Source organism: Nonomuraea sediminis (assembly GCF_018531495.1).
Classification (GTDB): domain Bacteria; phylum Actinomycetota; class Actinomycetes; order Streptosporangiales; family Streptosporangiaceae; genus Nonomuraea; species Nonomuraea sediminis.
The window spans coordinates 603,660-623,569 of record NZ_JAHDTI010000009.1 but is presented as its reverse complement, the minus strand read 5'-3'; the positions used below and the strand labels follow the sequence as shown (position 1 = coordinate 623,569).

General features: G+C 70.3%; 22 protein-coding genes. 12 read left to right on the top strand and 10 right to left on the bottom strand.

The window, feature by feature from the left end:
* Positions 1-3 precede the first annotated feature (3 nt).
* Genes pstA through pstS form a run of 3 tightly spaced genes read right to left on the bottom strand, consistent with a single transcriptional unit; the run spans position 4 to position 2,966 of the window.
* On the bottom strand, positions 4-879 hold the full coding sequence (gene pstA / locus KIK09_RS34530) for a phosphate ABC transporter permease PstA (protein ID WP_214323580.1): 876 nt from the start codon (positions 877-879) through the stop codon (positions 4-6).
* Positions 876-1,856, bottom strand: a complete 981-nt coding sequence (gene pstC, locus KIK09_RS34525; protein ID WP_214323579.1) for a phosphate ABC transporter permease subunit PstC — start codon at positions 1,854-1,856, stop codon at positions 876-878. The genes pstA and pstC overlap by 4 nt, the downstream gene beginning before the upstream one ends.
* A gap of 6 nt (positions 1,857-1,862) precedes the next feature.
* Positions 1,863-2,966 carry a phosphate ABC transporter substrate-binding protein PstS gene (gene pstS / locus KIK09_RS34520; protein ID WP_214323578.1) on the bottom strand — a complete coding sequence of 368 codons (1,104 nt, stop codon included), beginning with the start codon at positions 2,964-2,966 and terminating at the stop codon, positions 1,863-1,865.
* Positions 2,967-3,087: 121 nt separating this feature from the next.
* Here pstS and KIK09_RS34515 point away from each other — a divergent pair, with 121 nt between their 5' ends.
* Together KIK09_RS34515 and KIK09_RS34510 are read left to right on the top strand one after the other, a co-directional pair.
* A complete protein-coding gene (locus tag KIK09_RS34515; protein ID WP_214323577.1) occupies positions 3,088-3,537 on the top strand; it encodes a low molecular weight protein-tyrosine-phosphatase in 450 nt (149 codons plus the stop codon).
* Positions 3,524-4,303, top strand: a complete 780-nt coding sequence (locus KIK09_RS34510; protein WP_214323576.1) for a fructosamine kinase family protein — start codon at positions 3,524-3,526, stop codon at positions 4,301-4,303. The genes KIK09_RS34515 and KIK09_RS34510 overlap by 14 nt, the downstream gene beginning before the upstream one ends.
* On the opposite strand, the gene hisN is transcribed toward KIK09_RS34510, so the two are convergent.
* On the bottom strand, positions 4,298-5,110 hold the full coding sequence (hisN, locus tag KIK09_RS34505; RefSeq protein ID WP_250574149.1) for a histidinol-phosphatase: 813 nt from the start codon (positions 5,108-5,110) through the stop codon (positions 4,298-4,300). The genes KIK09_RS34510 and hisN overlap by 6 nt on opposite strands.
* A 57-nt stretch (positions 5,111-5,167) precedes the next feature.
* Between hisN and KIK09_RS34500 the strand changes: the two genes are divergently transcribed.
* A complete protein-coding gene (locus KIK09_RS34500) occupies positions 5,168-5,608 on the top strand; it encodes a DUF4442 domain-containing protein (RefSeq protein ID WP_372455711.1) in 441 nt (146 codons plus the stop codon).
* A 42-nt stretch (positions 5,609-5,650) separates the two neighbouring features.
* On the opposite strand, the gene rsgA is transcribed toward KIK09_RS34500, so the two are convergent.
* Together rsgA and aroA are read right to left on the bottom strand one after the other, a co-directional pair.
* A complete protein-coding gene (gene rsgA, locus KIK09_RS34495; protein ID WP_214323643.1) occupies positions 5,651-6,664 on the bottom strand; it encodes a ribosome small subunit-dependent GTPase A in 1,014 nt (337 codons plus the stop codon).
* Positions 6,661-7,920 carry a 3-phosphoshikimate 1-carboxyvinyltransferase gene (gene aroA, locus KIK09_RS34490; protein ID WP_214323573.1) on the bottom strand — a complete coding sequence of 420 codons (1,260 nt, stop codon included), beginning with the start codon at positions 7,918-7,920 and terminating at the stop codon, positions 6,661-6,663. Before aroA ends, rsgA begins: the two co-directional genes overlap by 4 nt.
* Positions 7,921-7,983: 63 nt before the next feature.
* Between aroA and KIK09_RS34485 the strand changes: the two genes are divergently transcribed.
* Together KIK09_RS34485 and KIK09_RS34480 are read left to right on the top strand one after the other, a co-directional pair.
* Positions 7,984-8,730 (top strand): SOS response-associated peptidase, encoded by a 747-nt coding sequence (locus KIK09_RS34485; RefSeq protein ID WP_214323572.1) that lies wholly within the window; start codon positions 7,984-7,986, stop codon positions 8,728-8,730.
* A gap of 155 nt (positions 8,731-8,885) precedes the next feature.
* Positions 8,886-9,218 (top strand): TraR/DksA family transcriptional regulator, encoded by a 333-nt coding sequence (locus tag KIK09_RS34480; RefSeq protein ID WP_214323571.1) that lies wholly within the window; start codon positions 8,886-8,888, stop codon positions 9,216-9,218.
* Positions 9,219-9,223: 5 nt separating this feature from the next.
* Here the strand turns inward: KIK09_RS34480 and KIK09_RS34475 are convergent, their stop codons facing one another.
* Positions 9,224-9,964, bottom strand: a complete 741-nt coding sequence (locus tag KIK09_RS34475) for a class I SAM-dependent methyltransferase (protein WP_214323570.1) — start codon at positions 9,962-9,964, stop codon at positions 9,224-9,226.
* A gap of 232 nt (positions 9,965-10,196) precedes the next feature.
* Between KIK09_RS34475 and KIK09_RS34470 the strand changes: the two genes are divergently transcribed.
* The 6 genes from KIK09_RS34470 (at position 10,197) to KIK09_RS34445 (ending at position 15,302) form a co-directional block, all read left to right on the top strand.
* Positions 10,197-10,802 carry a sigma-70 family RNA polymerase sigma factor gene (locus KIK09_RS34470; RefSeq protein WP_214323569.1) on the top strand — a complete coding sequence of 202 codons (606 nt, stop codon included), beginning with the start codon at positions 10,197-10,199 and terminating at the stop codon, positions 10,800-10,802.
* On the top strand, positions 10,799-11,065 hold the full coding sequence (gene rsrA, locus KIK09_RS34465) for a mycothiol system anti-sigma-R factor (RefSeq protein ID WP_214323568.1): 267 nt from the start codon (positions 10,799-10,801) through the stop codon (positions 11,063-11,065). The genes KIK09_RS34470 and rsrA overlap by 4 nt, the downstream gene beginning before the upstream one ends.
* 9 nt (positions 11,066-11,074) lie before the next feature.
* Complete coding sequence (locus KIK09_RS34460) at positions 11,075-12,010, top strand: NAD-dependent epimerase/dehydratase family protein (protein WP_214323567.1); 936 nt, start codon at positions 11,075-11,077, stop codon at positions 12,008-12,010.
* Between the two features lie 250 nt (positions 12,011-12,260).
* Complete coding sequence (locus KIK09_RS34455) at positions 12,261-13,613, top strand: HD-GYP domain-containing protein (RefSeq protein WP_214323566.1); 1,353 nt, start codon at positions 12,261-12,263, stop codon at positions 13,611-13,613.
* Positions 13,610-14,869: an HD-GYP domain-containing protein gene (locus KIK09_RS34450; protein WP_214323565.1), complete on the top strand. Its 1,260-nt coding sequence runs from the start codon at positions 13,610-13,612 to the stop codon at positions 14,867-14,869. Before KIK09_RS34455 ends, KIK09_RS34450 begins: the two co-directional genes overlap by 4 nt.
* 220 nt (positions 14,870-15,089) lie before the next feature.
* On the top strand, positions 15,090-15,302 hold the full coding sequence (locus tag KIK09_RS34445) for a biotin/lipoyl-binding carrier protein (protein WP_214323564.1): 213 nt from the start codon (positions 15,090-15,092) through the stop codon (positions 15,300-15,302).
* On the opposite strand, the gene KIK09_RS34440 is transcribed toward KIK09_RS34445, so the two are convergent.
* Positions 15,292-15,672: a thioesterase family protein gene (locus tag KIK09_RS34440; RefSeq protein ID WP_250574148.1), complete on the bottom strand. Its 381-nt coding sequence runs from the start codon at positions 15,670-15,672 to the stop codon at positions 15,292-15,294. The two genes, KIK09_RS34445 and KIK09_RS34440, sit on opposite strands and share 11 nt — an antisense overlap.
* Before the next feature lie 217 nt (positions 15,673-15,889).
* Between KIK09_RS34440 and KIK09_RS34435 the strand changes: the two genes are divergently transcribed.
* Complete coding sequence (locus tag KIK09_RS34435; protein WP_214323563.1) at positions 15,890-17,440, top strand: serine/threonine-protein kinase; 1,551 nt, start codon at positions 15,890-15,892, stop codon at positions 17,438-17,440.
* Here KIK09_RS34435 and KIK09_RS34430 read toward each other — a convergent pair.
* Together KIK09_RS34430 and KIK09_RS34425 are read right to left on the bottom strand one after the other, a co-directional pair.
* The gene (locus KIK09_RS34430) at positions 17,437-19,074 is read right to left on the bottom strand and encodes an acetolactate synthase (protein WP_214323562.1); all 1,638 of its coding nucleotides are present in this window, start codon (positions 19,072-19,074) and stop codon (positions 17,437-17,439) included. The two genes, KIK09_RS34435 and KIK09_RS34430, sit on opposite strands and share 4 nt — an antisense overlap.
* 16 nt (positions 19,075-19,090) lie before the next feature.
* Positions 19,091-19,876 (bottom strand): SAM-dependent methyltransferase, encoded by a 786-nt coding sequence (locus KIK09_RS34425; protein WP_214323561.1) that lies wholly within the window; start codon positions 19,874-19,876, stop codon positions 19,091-19,093.
* Between the last annotated feature and the right edge of the window lie 34 nt (positions 19,877-19,910).

Here is a 19,910-nt window from a genome sequence, read left to right as displayed (position 1 = left end):
CCCTTATCGGCCCTTGGCGGGGGCTCGCCACCAGGCGATGACCCGCGCCGCCAGGTTGAGCAGCATGACGATCACGATGAGTACGAGAGCCCCCGTCCAGGCCCGGTTGATGGCGAAGTCGCTGGGCCGGCCCGCCTGGTCGAACACGAAGAGGGGAAGGTTCATCTGCGGCCCGTTGAACGGGTCGCTGTTGATGGAGTCGGTGAAGAACACGGTCAGCAGCACCGGCGCGGTCTCGCCCGCGACGCGGGCGATGGCCAGCATGACGCCGGTGATGATCCCGGTCATCGCGGTCGGCAGCACCACCTTGAGGATCGTGCGCCACTTGGAGACGCCCAGCGCGTAGGCGGCCTCGCGCAGGTCGTTGGGCACCAGGCGGAGCATCTCCTCGGCGGCCCTGACCACGGTCGGCATCATCAGGATCGACAACGCCATCGCGCCGGCCCAGCCGGAGTACGGCTGCTTCAGGAACAGGATCCAGAACGCCAGGATGAACAGGCCCGCCACGATCGACGGGATACCGGTCATCACGTCCACGAAGAAGCTGATGGTACGGCTCAGCCGCCCACCCCTGCCGTACTCCACCAGGTAGATCGCGGTGAGCAGCCCGATCGGGATGGAGATGAGAGAGGCGAGCAGCACCTGCTCCAGCGTGCCGATGATGGCGTGGTAGGCGCCGCCACCCGCGTCCCTGGCGCCGATGTTGCGGTAGGAGTGGGTCAGGAACTCCATGTCGAGGCGCGCCAGGCCGTTCTTGATCACCAGCCAGAGCACGGAGATCAGCGGGATCACGGCCAGCGCGAAGGCCAGGTAGACCAGGCCCTGGACGATGCGGTTCTTGACGCGCCGCCCTGCGGAGATGTGCTGAAGGCTGCTCATGCTCCGCTCCTCGCGTACTCCTTGCGGCGGTTGATGATGAACCGGGCGCCCATGTTCACCAGCAACGTGATCACGAACAGCACCAGGCCGGAGGCGATCAGGGCACCGCGCCCGATCGGGGTGGCCTCGCCGAAACCGTTGGCGATGTTGGCGGCGATGCTGTTGGCGTGGGGGGTCAGGATCTGGAAGGTGATGTCGAAGGTCGCCGGGAAGATCAGCGCCACCGCGATCGTCTCGCCCATCGCCCTGCCGAGGCCGAGCATCGCCGCGCTGATCACGCCGGGACGGCCGAACGGCAGCACGGCCATCCGGATCATCTCCCAGCGGGTCGCGCCGAGGGCGAGCGCCGCCTCCTCGTTCATCTTGGGGGTCTGGAGGAAGACCTCGCGGGAGATGGCCGCGATGATCGGGAGGATCATGATCGCCAGCACGATCGCGCCGGCCAGCATCGTCTTGCCGCCGATCGCGCCTTCGCCGGCGAAGAGGGGGAACCAGCCCAGGTACTCGTTCAGCCACTGTGAGGGGGTCTTGAGCAGCGGTACCAGGAAGGCGACGCCCCACAGGCCGTAGACCACGGAGGGGACGGCGGCCAGGAGGTCGACCAGGTAGCCGAGCGGACCGGCCACGCGCCGGGGGGCGTAGTGGGAGATGAACAGCGCCACGCCGATGGCGATCGGCGTGGCGATGATCAGCGCGAGTGCCGCGCTGATCACGGTGCCGAAGGCCAGGGCGGCGATGCCGAAGACCCCGGTGCTGTTCGGCTGCCAGGTCAGCTCGGTGAAGAAGTTCCCCTTGTTGGCCTGCAGGGCGGGGATCGCCTCGCTGATGAGGAACACGGCGATGGCCGCCATGATCGCCAGCAGGACGACGCCCGCGCCCGTGGACAGGAAGCGGAAGGCACCCTCACCTCGGGTGCCGCGCGAGGCGGACCGGCCCTTGGCCGATCCGCCTGCACGAGTCTTGACGTCAGTCGTCATGATTTCTTAGGAGATGGCCGCAACCGCGGTCCGGACCTTGGTGAGCAGGTCGCCGGTCAGCGGGGCGTAGCCGAGGCCCTTCAGCGAGGCCTGGCCCTCGTCGCTGGAGGTGTAGGTCAGGAAGTCCTTGACCAGCTTGGCCTGGTCGGCCGGCAGGCCCTTCTCGCAGGTGATCTCGTAGGTGACCAGGACGATCGGGTAGGCGCCCGCCGTCTTGGTGGCGTAGTCGATGCCCAGCTTGAGGTCGTTGCCGGAGCCCTTGACCTCGGCGGTCTCGATGGTCTTGGCCGCGCTGTCGGCGGACAGCTCGACGAACTCGCCGGAGCCGTTGGCGACCTTGGCCTTCTGCAGCTGCGAGTTCTCGGCGAAGGAGAGCTCGACGTAGCTGATGGCGCCCTCGGTGCCCTTCACCGACGAGGAGATGCCGTCGGAGCCCTTGGCGCCCTGGCCCTTGGCCTCGGCCGGCCAGGCCTTGGCGGGCTCGTACGGCCAGCCGGCGGTGGCCTTGAGGAACTTGGTGAAGTTGTCGCTGGTGCCCGACTCGTCGGCGCGGTGGAAGGCCTGGATCGGGGTCGAGGGCAGCTTGGCCTGGGGGTTGTCGGCCTTGATCGCGGCGTCGTCCCACTTGGTGATCTTGCCGTTGAAGATGTCGCCGATCGTCTGCGGCTTGAGCTGCAGGCCGTCCACGCCGGGCAGGTTGTAGACGACGGCGATCGGGCCGGTCACCATCGGGATGTTGATGGCCTTGCCGGTCTTGCAGCGGGCGTCGGCCTGGGCGGGCTCACCCTTGTCGTCCTTGAGGGCCGAGTCGGAACCCGCGAAGGCGATCGTGCCCTGGATGAAGGCCTGGACGCCGGCGCCGGAGCCGCTCGGCTGGTAGTTCAGGCTGACACCGGGGTTCTTGGCCTGGAAGTCCTTCTTCCACTGGTCGATCGCGTTGGCCTGGGCCGAGGAGCCCGCGGCGTTGATCGTGCTGCCGCTGGTGCCTGCGTCGTTGCCCGAAGCGGTCGCGGCGGTGGTGCTGCCCCCGCCGTTGTTGTCAGTGCCGCACGCAGCGAGCGAGAGCGCGCCGACTACGGCGACGGCGGCGAGCCGGCCTGCATACTTCACGGTTGGGTTCCTCCCACTTGGTCCTTAGTCGCCCATGAAGCTATGCAGCGAAAGTGACTCAAACCCCCCAACAAGGGTGAACGTTCGGTGAACGCCCCAGGTCACCCTCATGATGGTGTCCATGACCTATCGCGTATGCCTGGTGTGCATGGGAAACATCTGCCGCTCCCCGATGGCCGAGGTGGTGCTGCGCCAGAAACTCGCAGATCACGGGCTTTCCGGCCGCGTGAGCGTGGAGAGCGCGGGGACCGGCGGGTGGCACGCGGGTGAACCGATGGATCCCCGGGCCCGCCGGACACTGGCCGACCACGGTTACGACGGGAGCGCCCATCGGGCCAAACAGTTCACTTTCGAGGACTATGACCTTGTTCTCGCCATGGACAGGGACAATCTACGCGCGCTTCGCTCGCGTGTGCCCGAGGCGCGGCTCTTCCGGGACTTCGACCCGGCCGCGTCGGCCGGGGCCGAGGTGCCCGATCCCTACTACGACGGTTCCTTCGATCGCGTCCTGACCATGGTCGAGGCCGCCGCCGAGGGCCTGGCCAAGCACCTGGCCGATGAGATCGGTTGAGAACCTGGGCGCGTCGCACGGCTGGCGGCTCTCGCGGGCCGTGCTGGACGACGGGCGCCAGGTCTTCGTCAAGAGCGGCGCCGACTTCACCTCCGAGGCGGCCGGGCTGCGCTGGCTCGGGCAGTCGGGCGTGCCGGTCCCCGAGGTGATCGCGGTCGGCGAGGACCGGCTCGTGCTCGAGTGGGTCGTCGAGGAGCGGCCCACGCCGCAGGCCGCCGAGCGCTTCGGCCGCGACCTGGCCAGGATGCACCGCGCCGGGGCCGAGCGCTTCGGCGCGACCTGGCCGGGGTTCATCGCCGAGCTGCCCATGGACAACTCGCCCGCCGACGACTGGCCCACGTTCTACGCCACCCGCCGCGTGCTTCCCTTCGTACGGCAGGCCGGGCTGCCCTCGCGCGACATGCGGCAGATCGACCGGGCGGTGGACCGCTTCGCGGAGGTGGCGGGGCCTGCCGAGCCGCCCGCGCGCATCCACGGCGACCTGTGGAGCGGCAACGTGCTGTGGTCAGGGGGCGCGGGAGTGCTCGTCGACCCGGCCGCGCACGGCGGTCACAGGGAGACCGACCTGGCCATGCTGGCGCTGTTCGGCGCGCCGCACCTGGACCGGATCCTCGGGGCCTACCGGGAGGAGTTCCCGCCCGCCGACGGGTGGCGCGAGCGCGTACCGCTGCACCAGCTGCATCCGCTGCTGGTGCACGTGGTGCTCTTCGGCAGCTCCTACCGCGACAGCCTGATGGCGGCGGTCGCCAGGGTGCTGGCGCTATGAGTTGTTGAGGCGCTTGAGCACCTCGTCGTGCAGGACGCCGTTGCTGCAGACCAGGCTGCCGCCCTCCAGGCTGGGGACGCTGGCCAGGTCGGTCCAGACGCCGCCCGCCTCCTCGACGATGACCGTCAGCGCGGCCATGTCCCAGGGCGACAGCTCCGGCTCGGCGGACAGGTCGACCGCGCCCTCGGCCACCATCATGTGAGACCAGAAATCGCCATATCCCCGGCTACGCCAGCAATTGCGCGACAAATCCAGGAAATTCGACAGCCGTCCGGCTTTTTCCCATTCCTCGATGTCGGAGAAGGAGAACGACGCGTCGCTGAGCGTCGACACCTGCGACACCTGCATCCGGGTGGCCTTGGTCAGGCTCCTGCCCGTCCACGCGCCGCCCTCGGTCACCGCCCACCAGCGCCGCCCGATCGCCGGGGCCGACACCAGGCCCACGACGACCTTGCCGTACTCCATCAGCGCGATCAGCGTCGCCCACACGGGCACGCCGCGCACGTAGTTCTTCGTGCCGTCGATCGGGTCGATGATCCACGACCTGGCGCCCCACCCGGTCCTGCCGAACTCCTCGCCGACCACGGCGTCGCGCGGCCTGGCCCGCCGCAGCGTGCCGCGGATGGCCTCCTCGACCGCGCGGTCGGCGTCGCTGACAGGAGTCAGGTCGGGCTTGGTCTCGACCTTGAGGTCGACCGCCTTGAACCGCCGCATGGTCAGATCGTCGGCGGCGTCCGCCATGACGTGAGCCAGGCGCAGATCGTCGTTATAACCCGTCACGAGGAGCCACGCTACCGCGTCAGGCATGACTTACATCAGACGCCTTTGTCCACTAGATGGTTACTCGCCAGTAGCATGTGCGCCATGTCATTTGATGTCGGTGCTTTCCTGCTTCAGAGCGTGCCTTTCGCCCGTACGGTCGGCGTCGAGTTCGACAAGGTCGAGGACGGCTACGCCGCCTGCCGCCTGCCCGACCGCTCCGAGCTGCACAACCACGTGGCGGGGCCGCACGCGGGCGCGCTGTTCACGCTGGCGGAGTCGGCCTCGGGGGCGGCCATGCTGTCGGCGCTCGGCGACCAGCTCTCCCGCGCCGTCCCGCTGACGAAGTCGGCCACGGTCACCTATCACAAGTTCGCCCAGGGGGAGATCCGCGCCGAGGCCCGCCTGCAGACCCCGGCCGCCGAGATCATCGCTCAGCTCGACGCCGGCAAGCGCCCCGAGTTCCCCGTCACGGTCACGCTGACCAACGCCGACGGCCTTACAGTCTCCGAGGTCACCGTCGTCTGGACACTCAAGGCATCTTGACCCGTTACGGCGAGGCCACCGCCACCGGCCGCCCGCGGTGCTTCACGAGTCGTCGGGGGCGCCTTCGCGGGAGGCCAGCAGGCGGCGGAGGGAATCGAGGCGGGCCTGTGTGGCGTGGCCCGCGGCGACCCAGGCGTCCAGGGCGCAGCCCTCGGTGAGGTGGGTGCAGCCCTTGGGGCAGTTGACCGCGCCCTCGTTGAGGTCGGGGAAGGCCGCAAGGACCGTCTCCAGATGGATGTGGGCCAGCCCGAAGCTGCGCACCCCTGGCGTGTCGATGATCCACCCGCCGGCCGGCAGTTGCAGCGCGACCGCCGAGGTGGAGGTGTGGCGGCCGCGCCCGGTGACGGCGTTGACCTGGGACACGGCCCGGTTGGCGTCCGGCACGAGCGCGTTGACGAGTGTCGACTTGCCCACCCCCGAGTGGCCGACCAGGACGCTGACCCGCCCGTCGAGGCCCTCGCGCAGCTCCTCGAGAGAGCCGCCCTTGTGCACCACCACGTACGGCACGCCCAGCGGCTCGTACAGCGCCACCAGCTCGTCGGGCGGGGCCAGGTCGGACTTGGTCAGGCAGAGCAGCGGCTCGATCTCGGCGTCGAAGGCCGCCACCAGGATGCGGTCGATCATGCGTGGCCTGGGCGGCGGATCGGCCAGCGCGGTGACGATGACGAGCTGGTCGGCGTTGGCCACGACCGGGCGCTCGATGCCGTCGGTGTCCTCGGTGTCGTCGGCGGAACGGCGCAGCATCGAGGTGCGCGGCTCGACCCGCACCACCCTGGCCAGGGTGTCGGGAGCGCCGGACACGTCGCCCACCAGAGCCACCCTGTCGCCCACCACGATGCCCTTGCGGCCCAGCTCGCGGGCCTTCATCGCGACGACGAGCCGGGGCTTCTCACGCCGGCCCGGCGGGTCGACGACGGAGGTGTAGCGGCCGCGGTCGACGGCGACCACGAATCCCTCCACCGCCTCCTCGTGGGCAGGACGGATCCGGGTCCGCGGCCGGGACCCCTTGCCGGGCCTGACCCGTACGTCGTCCTCGTCGTACTCCCGCTTCCTCAGCGGCCTACTCCCAGCATCTCCGCCCACATCCGGTCGAACTCCGGAAGGGTCTTACCCGTCGTGGCGATGTTCTCCACTTCGACACCCGGCACGGCCAGCCCGATCACCGCGCCCGCCGTGGCCATCCGGTGGTCGTCGTAGCTGTGGAAGACGCCACCGTGCAGCGGCCTGGGCCGGATCACCAGCCCGTCGTCGGTCTCCTCGGCGTCGCCGCCCAGCCGGTTGAGCTCGGTGACCAGGGCGGCCAGGCGGTCGGTCTCGTGGCCCCTGATGTGGGCGACCCCGCGGATCCTGGTCGGTGACGTCGCGAAGGCGGCCAGCGCGGCGATCGTGGGCACCAGCTCCGACTCGTCGCGCAGGTCGACGTCGACGCCCTCGATGGTGCCGGAACCCGTGACGACCAGGGAGTCGTCGTGGACGACGCGCGCGCCCATCCGCGTGAGCAGCCCGCGCAGCGCGTCGCCGCCCTGGGTGGTCTCGCGCGGCCAGCCGGGGATCGTGACGCTGCCCCCGGTGACCAGCGCGGCCGCCAGGAACGGCGCGGCGTTGGACAGGTCGGGCTCGACGACCAGGTCGCGGGCGGCGATCGGCCCCGGCTCCACCCGCCACACGTCGGGCTCGGAGTCGTCCACCCGCACCCCGGCCGAGCGCAGCATGTGCACGGTCATCCGGATGTGCGGCTGCGAGGGCACCGGCGGGCCCACGTGGCGGATCGTCACGCCCTTGTCGAAACGCGCCGCGGTCAGCAGCAGCCCGGAGACGAACTGGGAGGAGCCGGAGGCGTCCAGCGTCACCTCGCCGCCGGTCAGCGGCCCGCGGATGGTGAACGGCAGCGCGTCGCCGTCGATCCTGGCGCCCAGCGCCCGCAGGCCGTCCAGGATCGGGCCCATCGGGCGCTTCCTGGCGTGCGGGTCGCCGTCGAAGAACACCTCGCCGTCGGCCAGCGCGGCCATCGGCGGGACGAACCGCATCACCGTGCCGGCCAGCCCCACGTCGATCCGCCCGCCGCTGACGATCGGCCCCGGCGTGACGTAATAGTCGCCGTCGCGCTCCTCCAGCCCGGCGCCCAGCGTCCGCAGCGCGGCCACCATCAGGTCGGCGTCACGGCTGCGCAACGCCCGCCGTACCACGCCTGGGCCGTCGGCGAGCGCGGCGAGCAGCAGCGCGCGGTTGGTCACCGACTTCGAACCGGGCAGCCGGACGACGGCCTCGACGGGAGCCGTCGCGACCGGGGCGGGCCAGTGCTGAGAGGGCATGGCTCAAAGCCTACCGGCGGGCTCGTACATGCATGCGAAAGCTCCACGTGGCAAAGTGGCGATATGTGCGGCAGATACGCGTCGGCGAGGAAGAAGCACGAGCTGCTCGAGGAGTTCCAGGTCGAGCAGGACGGTGACCCGGACAAGGAGCTGGGCCCCGACTACAACGTGGCGCCGACCAAGAACGTCTACGCGGTGCTGAGCCGCGTCCCCGAGGGCGCCGAGCGGGGCGTGCGGCAGCTCAGGATCCTCAAGTGGGGACTGGTGCCCGCCTGGGCCAAGGATCCGTCGGTGGGCTCACGGATGATCAACGCAAGGGCGGAGACGCTGGCGGAGAAGCCCTCGTTCAGGAGCGCGTTCGCAAAGCGCAGGTGCCTGCTGCCGGCCGACGGATACTTTGAGTGGATGCCGGTCGAGGGCGACAAGAAGAAGAAACAGCCCTACTTCATCCACCCCGAGGACGGCGGCGTGCTGGCGATGGCGGGGCTGTACGAGTTCTGGAAGGACCCCACCCGCGACGACGACGACCCGCTGAAGTGGCTGGTGACCTGCACGGTCATCACCACCGACGCCGAGGACGAGCTGGGGCACATCCACGACAGGATGCCCATGATGATCGAGCGCGAACGCTGGGCGGAGTGGCTCGACCCGCAGCTCACCGACACCAGGACCGCCGCCGGTCTGCTCGTCCCGGCGCAGTCGGGGCGGCTGACCGCCTATCCGGTCTCGACCGACGTCAACAGCGTGCGCAACAACGGGCCCGAGCTGATCGAACCCCTTCCTGACGGAGAGGGAGACGGGCTCTTCTAGACAGGTGTAAGAAGCACGCTAAGTGGGCATCCGGTGAGGAAAGCGATGCATCCGTGTACTCGGAGTCACCGCCACAAATGCCCCCTCATGCGCCGCGCGGGACTACCGGGGAGTTGCCTCGCGGGTTGCCCTTGCTTACCCGGAGGTGCGGATTCGTGGACGACACGACCGCTCGTGAGCGGCTGGAATGCATGCTCGCCGACGTTGAGCGATCCATCGGCGTGCTGAGCGGAGACCCGGTCGCCGTGCGCGACAGGTCGGCCGCCGACGCCGGAGCCGATCTCACCGACGCCGACCGCGTGGAGGCGATGCTGACGGTGGCCAGCGCCCACCGCAGGGCGGTGCTCGACGCCCTCAAACGCCTCGACGAGGGCACCTACGGGCAGTGCGTCGACTGCGGCAAGCCGGTGCCCGAGGGCAGGCTCGAGGCCCGCCCCGAGGCGGCCCGCTGTGTCCAGTGCCAGTCGAAGCTGGAGCGCCGCCGCTGACCAGGTCAGGTCTTGCGCGCGCTGGCCAGTAGGTGGATGCCGACCGTGTCGTTGTCTTCGGGCTGCGCCTCCAGCTCGGTCCGCACCAGGTAGGCCAGCGCCCTGGCGTCGCCGGCCAGGATGTGGTCGACGGTCGAGGGCGACAGCACCGTGCGCGGCCGCATCCACTCCACCTCCAGCCCCGCGCCCATCAGCAGCTCGCGCAGCTGCCCGCTGCTGAAGCAGCGCGTGATGCTGCCGTCGGGCCAGGGCACCAGCATGACCTCGCCCGTCTGCGTCAGGTGCTGCCACTGCCCCTGCTCGGCCAGGATCGCCATGCCGAGCACCAGCGAGTCGACGCACACCAGCGCCCGCCCGCCGGGCCGCAGCACCCGGGCCACGTCGCTCATCGCGGACTCGGCCATCAGCTCGATGGACATCGCCCGTTCCTCGGCGACCACCGCGTCGACGCACTCGTCAGGAAGGAAGGCCAGGTCGTCGGCGCGCACCTGGCGGACGCGGTCGGCGTCGCGCAATCGGGCGTGCACGTCGAGTGTCCGGCGGAAGTCGAGGACCTCCAGCACCTGGTGCCCGGCCCTGGCGGCCTGGCCTGCCCATCGGCCGCGGCCGCCGGAGAGATCGAGGATGACGGAAGGACTGTCGGGGAGCCACTGACTCAACTGCTCGGCGACGACTGCGCGGTAGAAGGTCCAGTACGGCCCGAGAGTCCCCGAACCGTTCAGTTCCTCGGCCGGAATGGGCAGCACACGCGACTCCTGGGTTCCGGGAAATGGCTACCAGCCGGTACGTATGGTCTTCCCCGCACCGGGTCGTTCGTCACCTCTATCTTGCGGGAACAGACGAGAGTGCGGGTGTGTTGCGACGAGCATGCTCACATTGCTGAAGCCCCTCCCCGGTGACCTGCCGGACGCTGACGAGCGGGTATTCTCCCCTGAGTACGGTGTACCGCCACAGCCGGCCACCGGTGATCATAGGGGGGTGGGTCCGGTGCCCGCGACAGGCGCGGAGACTCTGGAGCAGCGCAGTGAGCGGTTCGAGCGTGAAGCGATGCCCTACCTCGAGCAGCTCTACTCGGCCGCGCTCCGGATGACCCGGAACCCCGCGGACGCGGAGGACCTGCTCCAGGAGACCTTCGCCAAGGCGTTCGCGTCGTTCCATCAGTTCCAGGAAGGTACGAACCTCAAGGCTTGGCTCTACCGCATCCTGACGAACACGTTCATCAACAGCTACCGCAAGAAGCAGCGTGAGCCCAAGCAGTCCGGCACCGAGGAGATCGAGGACTGGCAGCTTGCCAGGGCCGAGTCCCACCAGTCGAGCGGGCTGAAGTCCGCCGAGGTCGAGGCGCTCGAGCACCTGCCCGACGGCGACATCAAGGAGGCGCTCGCCGCGCTTCCCGAGGAGTTCAGGATCGCGGTCTACCTGGCCGACGTGGAGGGCTTCCCGTACAAGGAGATCGCCGACATCATGGGCACTCCGATCGGTACCGTGATGTCGAGGCTGCATCGCGGCCGCAGGCAGTTGCGTGCGCACCTTGAGGACTATGCTCGCGAGCGTGGCCTGGTCCCGGCGGAGGGATCGAAATGAGCTGTGGAAACCCGCACGACACCGACTGTCGTGACGTACTCGACAGGGTCTACTCCTATCTCGACGGGGAGCTCGGCGAGGCCGACATCGTGGCCATCCGCGTCCACCTCGACGAGTGCAGCCCGTGCCTGGAGGAGTACGACCTGGACAAGGCGATCAAGCAGCTGGTCGCCAAACACTGCGGCTGCGACCCGGTCCCCGGTGACCTGCGTTCCAAGGTGCTGGCCCGCATCGCTCAAGTGAGGTCGGAGCTCTCGGACTAGGATTCCCCCATGCGCGTGCTCGTCACCGGGGGTGCCGGCTTCATCGGTTCGAACCTCGTCGATCGGTTGCTGCTCGAGGGGCACGAGGTCGTCGCGGTCGACGACCTGTCCACAGGCAGCAGGGACAACCTCATCCAAGCCGCCGAGCACGAGATGTTCCGGCTGCACGAGCTGGACATCCGCGATCCCGCGCTGATCGGGCTCGCCGCCGAGCTGCAGCCCGAGGTGATCGTCCACCTGGCGGCCCAGGTCAGCGTCCGCAAGAGCGTCATGGACCCGGTGCACGACGCCAGGATCAACGTGGAGGGCACCGCCTCGGTGCTGACCGCCGCCCGCGAGGGCAGCACGCGCAAGGTCGTCTTCGCCTCCTCCGTCGCGGTGTACGGCAGGCCCGCCACCATCCCGGTGTCGGGCGACGCCCCCACCGACCCCCGCTCGCCGTACGCGGCCTCCAAGCTCAGCGGCGAGATGTATCTGGCGACCTTCCGGGCGCTGTACGGGCTGGAGTACACCACGCTGGTGCTGTCGAACGTCTACGGCCCGCGCCAGTCGCCCGAGGGCGAGGCGGGGGTGGTGGCCATCTTCACCGACGCGCTGCTTGCCGGCACGCCGACCGTGCTCTACGGCGACGGCACCCAGACCCGCGACTACGTCTACGTCGACGACGTGGTCGACGGCTTCGTCAGGGCCTCGGGCCAGACGGGCAACGGCATGCGCTTCAACCTGGGCACCGGCATCCAGACCGCCGACCGCAGGCTGCACGCGCTGATCGCCGACGCCGCCGAGGCGCCGGACAAGCCGGGCTTCGCGCCGCCCCGCCTCGGCGACCTGCCCGCGATGGCCGTCGACCCGGTGCCCGCCTACGACGGGCTGGGCTGGCAGCCGCGCACCGACCTGTCGACCGGCCTGCGGGCCACGGTCGAGTGGGCGCGGGGCAGGAAATAGAAGGTCGCCGCAGGTAGTGGCTTGATTACGCTTTGCTTGCGATTCCCGAGTCCGCCCTTCTGGACACGTCGACTTCTGTAGCGTGAACCACAGTCGTCAGACGTGGAGGCGAGTGGATGTTGAAAGTGATGGCCGCCAGGCTGATCACGGCGTTCGTGGTCATCGCTCCGGTGGTGCTGCTCGTCGGCGGCGGCACTGCCGCGCTGCCCCCCGGGGTGTCCTGGACCTGACCAACCCGTAGGGGGCCGCAATGCGTGATCTGCCGTGGCCTGCGAAGGTCTACCTGGTCGCCGTCATTGCCGCGGCGGCCGCGTTCATCGGGCACAGCGTGCTCACCGACGGGCTGGTGTCGTCGGAGAACCTGGGCGTGCTGCTGGTGCTCGCGCTGCTGTTCCTGGTGTGCGAGTCGATGCCGACGCTGCTCAACGTGGAGCAGTTCGCCGTGTCGGTGAGCTTCTCGGCCGCGCTCGCGGCCGTCGTGCTCATCGGACCCGAGGGCGCCGCGCTGGTGGGCCTGACGGCGGTGCTCAGCGTGCGCCCCGGGCTGCCGCTCATCAAACGGCTCTTCAACGGGGCCCAGTTCGCCATCTGCGGCTACGCGGCCGGGTGGGTCTACCAGTGGCTCGGCGGGGTCTCCGGCGTCCCCAAGGTCAACGCCTTCGACGACCTCATCGGGCCCTATGCCGTCGCCACGGCGGTGTTCGTCCCGCTGAACATCCTGCTCACGCTCACCATGATCTGGCTGGCCACCCGGGTGCGGGCGATGGAGGTGCCGCTGCGCGGCATGGCCCAGTTCCTGCTGTCCTACCTGGGCTACGGCACGTTCGGGCTGCTGGTGGCCGGGCTCTGGGCGACCGTGCAGTCGATCTCCGCGGTGCTGGTGTTGCTGCCGCTGTTCGTGGCGCGCTGGGCGCTCGGGCAGTACCACGCGCAGCAGAAGTCCTACGACGCCACGATCGCCGCGCTGGCCCAGGCCGTGGAGACCAAGGACTACTACACCCGCGGCCACTGCAGGCGCGTCTCGCTGGCCTCCGGCATGATCGCACAGGAGATCGGCATGGGCCTGGAACGGCTGCGCGCCATCCGCTACGCCGGGATGCTGCACGACGTGGGCAAGCTCGGCGTGCCCACCAAGGTGCTGCAGAAGGAGGGACCGCTGACCGAGGAGGAGTTCGCCGCCATCCAACTGCACCCGATGCGCGGGCTGGAGATCGTGCGCGGCATCGACTTCCTCGACGAGGCCTTCGCCGGGATCATGCACCACCACGAGCGCCACGACGGCAAGGGCTACCCGATGGGGCTGGCGGGCGACGAGATCCCGGAGTTCGCCAGGATCATCGCGGTGGCCGACGCCTTCGACTCGATGACCTCCGACCGCTCCTACCGCGGCGCCCGCCCGGTCGAGGTGGCCGTGGGCGAGCTGCACAAGGGCGCGGGCAGCCAGTTCGACCCCGAGATGGTCAACGCCTTCGTCAGGGCGCTCGAACGCAGCCCGTGGCAGCCGCCCCGCCCGGTCGAACCGCCGCCCGCCGAGGCCACCCAGACCACCACCAAGGACCACGACGACCCCACCATGCCCATCGAAGTGGTGAGCGGTCCGTGAGCTTCCAAGGTCTCGATTCCGGGCAGTTGCTGCTCATCTGCGGCGCCGGGCTGGTCGCCGTGGCCGGTGTCGCGCACACCGCCGCCGTCGGGCTCGACCACCCCGAGATCGCCGTCGGGTTCGGCGCGCTCATCGCGGTGGGCGAGCTGGCCAGGCTCACCATGCCGGGCAACCGCGAGGTCGCGCCCATCGGTGCCGCCGCCGCGCTCGGCTACACGCTGCTGCTCGACCTCAGCCAGAACCAGCTCGACCACTCCGCCCTGCAGGTCGTGGCCGTCATCGCCGTCGGCATGATCGCCGGAGCGCTGCCGCACCTGGCGGTCGGCCGGCCGCCCCGGCTGGACGCCATGGCCCGCCGCCTGCTCACCGGCGCGCTGCTTGCCTTCGCCTTCCGGCCGCTCGCCGGCCCCCTCTACCGCCTCACCCAAGGGCCAGAGCCCACCTGGTGGCCCGCGCTCGGCGTCATGGTGGCGCTCATCACGGTCACGCTGTTCGTCGACGTGTTCATCGCCGCGTTACTGCGGGCGGAACAGGTCCGCACGGCCTTCAGGGTGGCCATCCGCGACGAGCTCAACATGGCCTTCCCGCTGGGCGCCGCGGTGGCGGCCTCGGGCGTGCTGCTCGCGCTCGCCACGCACAGCATGGACCTGGTCGCGCTGCTCGTGTTCGCCGCGCCGCTGCTGGTCACGCAGGTCGCCTTCCGCAAGTACGCCGGGATCCGCGCCACCTACCTGCAGACGGTGCGCGCCCTGTCGCGGGTCACCGAGGTCGGTGGCTACGTCGAGCCTGGCCACTCGCGCCGCGTCAGCCGCCTGGCGGTGGCGGTCGGGCGCGAGCTGGGCATGTCCGAGCCCGAGCTGCTCGAGCTGGAGTACGCGGCGCTCATGCACGACATCGGCCAGCTGTCGCTGCGCGACCCCATCCCGGGCGGCGCCACCGTGCTGACCGACCCCGAGCAGGCCCGCCGCATCGCCGAGCTGGGCGCGGAGGTCATCAAGCAGACCGGCGTCCTCGACAGGGTCGCGGACGTGGTGCGCCGCCAGACCGACTGCATCGCCGAGGACCCGCCGCTGTCCAGCCGCATCATCAAGGCCGCCAACGGCTACGACGACCTGGTCGGCGGCTCCACCGACCGCGACCGCGCCGGCGCGGCCCTGGAGCGCCTGCGCCTGGGCTCCGGCACGGAGTACGACCCCTCCGTCATCAGCTCCATGGCGCGGGTGGTCGACCGCCTGGCTCTCTCCCACAAGCTCTGACCTCCCGTACGGCAGGCCACACCGGGAAACCACCTGCCTGGTCAAGAGCGGAGTCGTGGCGGCGAGCGACGATCACCGACTCGCCGGAAGCGCCGCTCGCGGGCCGCCGGCCGAAGTGCGGCGGGCGGCCGGTGGGGCGGCTGTGCCGTACGACCGGACAGGTGTCATGCGCGCGCGGCGCACGTGACATCGTTAGCTCAATCGCAAGAGGGGAGCCCAGGTGGTCGAGGTGCGCGCGGAGATGGTGGCCAGCGTCTGGAAGGTCGTCGTCAAGGAGGGCGACACCGTGTCCGACGGCGACACGCTGGTCATCCTGGAGTCGATGAAGATGGAGATCCCCGTCCTCACCGAGGACGACGGCGTGGTGGCGCAGCTCAAGGTGGCCGAGGGCGACGTGATCCAGGAAGGCGACCTGATCGCCGTCATCCAGTAGCCCGCTCCAGGAACCGCTCGCGGTCGACCAGCACGCGCTCGATCGTCCCCCGGCCGACGACCTGGTTGCGGTCGCGCGCCTGGAAGGCGAAGACCAGCCGCCGCCCGTCCACCTCGATCAGCTCGGTGGTGATCTCGACGTGCGTGCCGAGCGGGCTGGGCGCCAGGTGCTCGAGCTGCACCCGTGTGCCGACCGAGGTCGTGCCGGGCTCCAGGTGCGGACGCAGCGCCTGGACGGTGGTCATCTCGGCCAGCGCGAGCAGCCGCGGCGTGGCCAGGACGGGGACGTCGCCGCTGCCGATCTTCTGGGCGGTATCCTCACGCTCGACCATGATGAGCAGCTTGGCGTTGAGACCGGGGGCGAGCGTCATACGGCCAGCCTAGTGGCCGGGTGGCCGATCTCCGGGAAACGCGGACAAGGCACGTCAGGAACCCGCAGGATAGGGTTTGTACCGCTTGTGGCGTTTGAGAGGCGTGAGGGGCGCGTGAGTCAGGCTTCCGTGACCCGCGCGTTATCAGACTGCGACACGCGTGCGCTTTGTTGGAGAACCCTGGGGTGGGAGAGGTAAGAGGGGTAGCGGGGGAATCATGACGGCCCAAGGGACGACGCTGGCGGGGCGGTATCGCCTGGACACCCGCATCGGCGCCGGTGGCATGGGCGAGGTGTGGCGCGGCGAGGACATCGTGCTGGCCCGCACCGTCGCCATCAAAGTGCTGCTCCCCGGACGCATGGACGACCCCGGCTTCGTCGCGCGCTTCCAGGCCGAGGCCCGCGCCATGGCCACGATCAACCACGCGGGCGTCGTCGACGTCTACGACTACGGGATCAGCGGCGACACCGTCTACCTGGTGATGAAGTTCGTGGACGGCGAGCCGCTCGACCGGCTGCTCGCGCGCCTGGGCAGGATCGCGCCGCAGCCCGCGATGGAGCTGATCGCGCAGGCGGCCTCCGCCCTGCAGGCCGTCCACGACCAGGGCATCGTGCACCGCGACGTCAAGCCAGGCAACCTGCTGGTCCAGCGCGATGGCACGCTGGTGCTCACCGACTTCGGCATCGCCCGCTCCGACCTGGCCAACCGGCTCACCGACGCCGGCATGGTGCTGGGCACCGCCGCCTACTGCGCGCCCGAGCAGGCCGAGGGCGCGCCCGTCACGCCCGCCGTGGACATCTACGCGCTCGGCGTGGTCGCCTACGAGTGCCTGGTCGGCCAGCGCCCTTTCGACGGCGACAGCGCCGTCACGATCGCGCTGAAGCACATCAGGGAGGCGCCCCCACCGCTGCCCGCCGACATCCCCGCGCCGGTGCGCGCCCTGGTCGAGAAGGCCCTGTCCAAGGACCCCGCCAGGCGCTTCCCGACCGCGCGGGCAATGAGCGAGACCGCCAAGCAGATCGCCGCCGGCGAGATGCCCGCCTTCGAGCCGTTGACCACGGGCGCCACGATGGCGCCCCCGGTCGAGGCCTACCAGACCGGCGCGCACCAGACCGCTCCTGAGGGGCCGCCCACGGAGTCCAGGTCCAGGGTGGGCCGACGGGCCGCCGCCAGGTCCAGCCGCAGGGGCGGCCTGGTGGCGGGCATCGCCGCCGCGGTCGTGCTCGGCGTGGGCGCGGGCGCCGTCGCGCTGACCGGCATGACCAGCAAGGGCACCCCGCAGCCCACGATGTCGACCAGCGACGCGGCCAACTCCGCCACCATCCCCTCGCCGATCGACAGCCCGTCGCGCACCAGGACCAGGACGCGCCCGCCGACCACCAAGCCGCCGCAGCAGCGGATCACCCCCACCGCCAAGCCGACGATCACGAAGAAGACCCCCACCTCCAGCCCGACTCCCACCAAGTCGCCGACGAAGTCGCCGTCGCCCACGCCGTCCAAGACCCTGCAGAAGAAGATGGTCCCGAAGGTGGTCAACCTGCCGTTCCTGGAGGCCAGGCAGGCGATTCTGGACGCGGGCTTCACCCTGCGCGTGGACAACCAGGCGGGTCCGGGCGTGCCCGACCGCTGCAAGATCGTCGGTCAGACGTTCCCCGACGGCGGCTCCATGCTTGAGGAGGGCAAGACGGTCACCGTGGTGGCCATCAGGGCCGACACCTGCCCGACCCCGACGCCCACCAACACCGTCACCAACACGCTGAAGCCCTAGACCCCCGTGGTGTTGCGGGGGTAGGCGACCTGCGGGTCCGTCGCGATGTTCACCATGTACGGCACGCCGCTGTCGAAGGCGCGCCGCAGCGCGGGACCGATCTCCGACGGCTTGGTCACCAGCTCGCCCCCGCCGCCGAGCGCGGTCACGACCTGGTCGTAGCGGCACTGCGGCTGCAGCTCCGCGGCCACGTCGTAGCCGTAGAGCAGCTGCATCGGGTGCTTCTCCAGGCCCCAGATCCCGTTGTTGCCGCAGATCATGACGACCGGGAGGCGGTGCCGTACCAGGGTGTCGACGTCCATCAGCGAGAAGCCGGCGGCGCCGTCGCCCAGCAGGAGCACCACCTGGGAGGAGGGCCTGGCCAGGCGGGCGGCGATGGCGTAGCCGAGGCCGGTGCCCAGGCAGCCGTAGGGGCCGGGGTCGAGCCAGTTGCCCGGCTGCTTCGGCTCGACGTACTTGCCCGCGTAGGAGACGAAGTCGCCGCCGTCGCCGATGACCACGGCGTCCTCGTCGAGGACCCGGCCCAGCTCGCCGTAGATGCGCATGGGGTGGATCGGGTCGGACTCGGCGGCCAGCAGGTCGGCGTCGCCGGCGATGGCGGCCGCGGCGGTGTCGGCGAGTTTGGACACCCACGGGGCGTACCTGTCCGGGTTCACGGATCGCTCGCCGCAGGCCGTACTGAGGCTCCAGAAAACCACCGACAGGTCCCCGGCGGCGGTGGCGGCGGGCTGCATGTGCGTGGCCAGCTGGGAGGGAGCGTCGGCGATGTGCACGACGCGCGCCAGGGGAGCGCCGTCCTTGCCGCCGAACCACCCGTAACCCAGGCGGAAGTCGAGCGGGGTGCCGATCACGACGACCAGGTCGGCCTGGGCGAAGGCCTGGCCGCGGGCGCGGGTGACGAGCAGCTCGTGGCCCGCGGGCAGGATGCCGCGGCCCTGGCCGTTGGGGATGACCGGCAGCCGCCAGGTCTCGGCGAAGTCGCGGGCCGCCTCCTCGGCGCGGTCCATCCACACGTCCGACCCGTACACCAGCACCGGCCGCTCGGCCTCGGCCAGCAGCCGGGCGACGGCCGCGAGGTCGTCGGGGTCGGGCTCCAGCGGTGAGGGCGTCTGGGTGGACACCTGGTGCTCGGCGGCGGGGCCGAACAGGTCGTCCATGTAGAAGTCGACGAACACCGGGCCGCGGTGGGGCGCGATGGCCGTGCGGAAGGCGGACTCGACGTCCTGGCCGATCGAGTCGGCGGTGAACGACAGCTTGGTGATGGGTTCGAGCAGCGGCGGGTGGTCGAGCTCCTGCAGCGCGCCGCTGCCCCAGCGCGACTTGGGCGCGCGGCCGCCCATGACCACCACCGGCGAGCCGTTGAAGTGGGCGGTGGCCACGCCGCTGACCCCGTTGGTGATGCCGGGGCCGGCGGTCAGCACGGCCAGGCCCGGTTTCCTGCCCAGCCTGGCCGTGGCCTCCGCCGCGAAGACGGCGCTCTGCTCGTGGCGCACGTCGAGGATGCGCATCCCCTCGTGCACCGCGCCGTCGTAGAGCGGGAAGACGTGCCCTCCCGACAGAGTGAACATGGTCTCGACGCCGTAGGCCTTGGACACGGCGACCGCCGCGTCTCCTGCGTGCTTCGCGGATTCCATGCCGGGAACCTACAACCTACGGCTTGCGACCGACAGCTCCGAATCCGTCCACCGGGGCCGGCGTACCGACGCCCTCGGGCCGCCACTGCGACACCGAGACCAGTCCTGGCTCCACGAGTTCCAGGCCTTCGAAGAAGCCGCCGATCTGCTCGGGGCTGCGCTGGATGTACGGCAGGGCGCCGCTCTCGTTGTACTGGTCGTGGGCGTCCCTGTTGGCCTGGCTGAGCACGTTGCTGCCGTCGTTGAGCGCCAGGTAGCTCCCGGACGGCAGCGCGTCGAGCAGCCGCCGCACGATCGCCCGGGCCTCGTCGTAGTCGACGACGTGGCCCATGATCCCCGACAGGTTGAGCGCGATCGGCTTGTCGAAGTCCAGCGTCTTGGCCGCGGCCTGGAGGATCGTCTCGGGGTCGTTCACGTCGGCGTCGATGTAGTCGGTGGCGCCCTCGTCGGTGCCGGCCAGCAGGGCGCGGGCGTGCGCGAGCACCAGCGGGTCGTTGTCGACGTAGACCACGCGCGTCTCGGGGGCGATGCGCTGGGCGATCTCGTGGGTGTTGTCGGCCGTGGGCAGGCCGGTGCCGACGTCCAGGAACTGCCTGATGCCGGCCTCGCCGGTCAGCCAGGCGATGGTCCGGGTGAGGAATCCGCGCGACGCGCGGGCGCCCTCGCGCATGCCGGGCGCGATCTTCAGGAACTCCTCACCGGCGATCCTGTCGACCTCGTAGTTGTCCTTGCCGCCCAGCCAGTAGTTCCAGATTCTGGCCGAATGCGGTACGGAGGTGTCGATGGCGCGTTCTTCGGCCATGGGGGCTCCTTTCGCCTCGAATCAGACTAGACGA

What these genes read in the sequence shown, in the direction of transcription:
- rsrA (WP_214323568.1), top strand. Translation starts at nt 10,799, where the DNA reads ATGAGCTGTGGAAACCCGCACGACACCGACTGTCGTGACGTACTCGAC.
- KIK09_RS34485 (WP_214323572.1), top strand. Translation starts at nt 7,984, where the DNA reads ATGTGCGGCAGATACGCGTCGGCGAGGAAGAAGCACGAGCTGCTCGAG.
- KIK09_RS34430 (WP_214323562.1), bottom strand. Translation starts at nt 19,074, where the DNA reads ATGGAATCCGCGAAGCACGCAGGAGACGCGGCGGTCGCCGTGTCCAAG.
- KIK09_RS34500 (WP_372455711.1), top strand. Translation starts at nt 5,168, where the DNA reads ATGTCATTTGATGTCGGTGCTTTCCTGCTTCAGAGCGTGCCTTTCGCC.
- KIK09_RS34515 (WP_214323577.1), top strand. Translation starts at nt 3,088, where the DNA reads ATGACCTATCGCGTATGCCTGGTGTGCATGGGAAACATCTGCCGCTCC.
- KIK09_RS34460 (WP_214323567.1), top strand. Translation starts at nt 11,075, where the DNA reads ATGCGCGTGCTCGTCACCGGGGGTGCCGGCTTCATCGGTTCGAACCTC.
- hisN (WP_250574149.1), bottom strand. Translation starts at nt 5,110, where the DNA reads ATGCCTGACGCGGTAGCGTGGCTCCTCGTGACGGGTTATAACGACGAT.
- pstC (WP_214323579.1), bottom strand. Translation starts at nt 1,856, where the DNA reads ATGACGACTGACGTCAAGACTCGTGCAGGCGGATCGGCCAAGGGCCGG.
- KIK09_RS34510 (WP_214323576.1), top strand. Translation starts at nt 3,524, where the DNA reads ATGAGATCGGTTGAGAACCTGGGCGCGTCGCACGGCTGGCGGCTCTCG.
- KIK09_RS34425 (WP_214323561.1), bottom strand. Translation starts at nt 19,876, where the DNA reads ATGGCCGAAGAACGCGCCATCGACACCTCCGTACCGCATTCGGCCAGA.
- aroA (WP_214323573.1), bottom strand. Translation starts at nt 7,920, where the DNA reads ATGCCCTCTCAGCACTGGCCCGCCCCGGTCGCGACGGCTCCCGTCGAG.
- KIK09_RS34440 (WP_250574148.1), bottom strand. Translation starts at nt 15,672, where the DNA reads ATGACGCTCGCCCCCGGTCTCAACGCCAAGCTGCTCATCATGGTCGAG.
- pstA (WP_214323580.1), bottom strand. Translation starts at nt 879, where the DNA reads ATGAGCAGCCTTCAGCACATCTCCGCAGGGCGGCGCGTCAAGAACCGC.
- KIK09_RS34455 (WP_214323566.1), top strand. Translation starts at nt 12,261, where the DNA reads ATGCGTGATCTGCCGTGGCCTGCGAAGGTCTACCTGGTCGCCGTCATT.
- KIK09_RS34435 (WP_214323563.1), top strand. Translation starts at nt 15,890, where the DNA reads ATGACGGCCCAAGGGACGACGCTGGCGGGGCGGTATCGCCTGGACACC.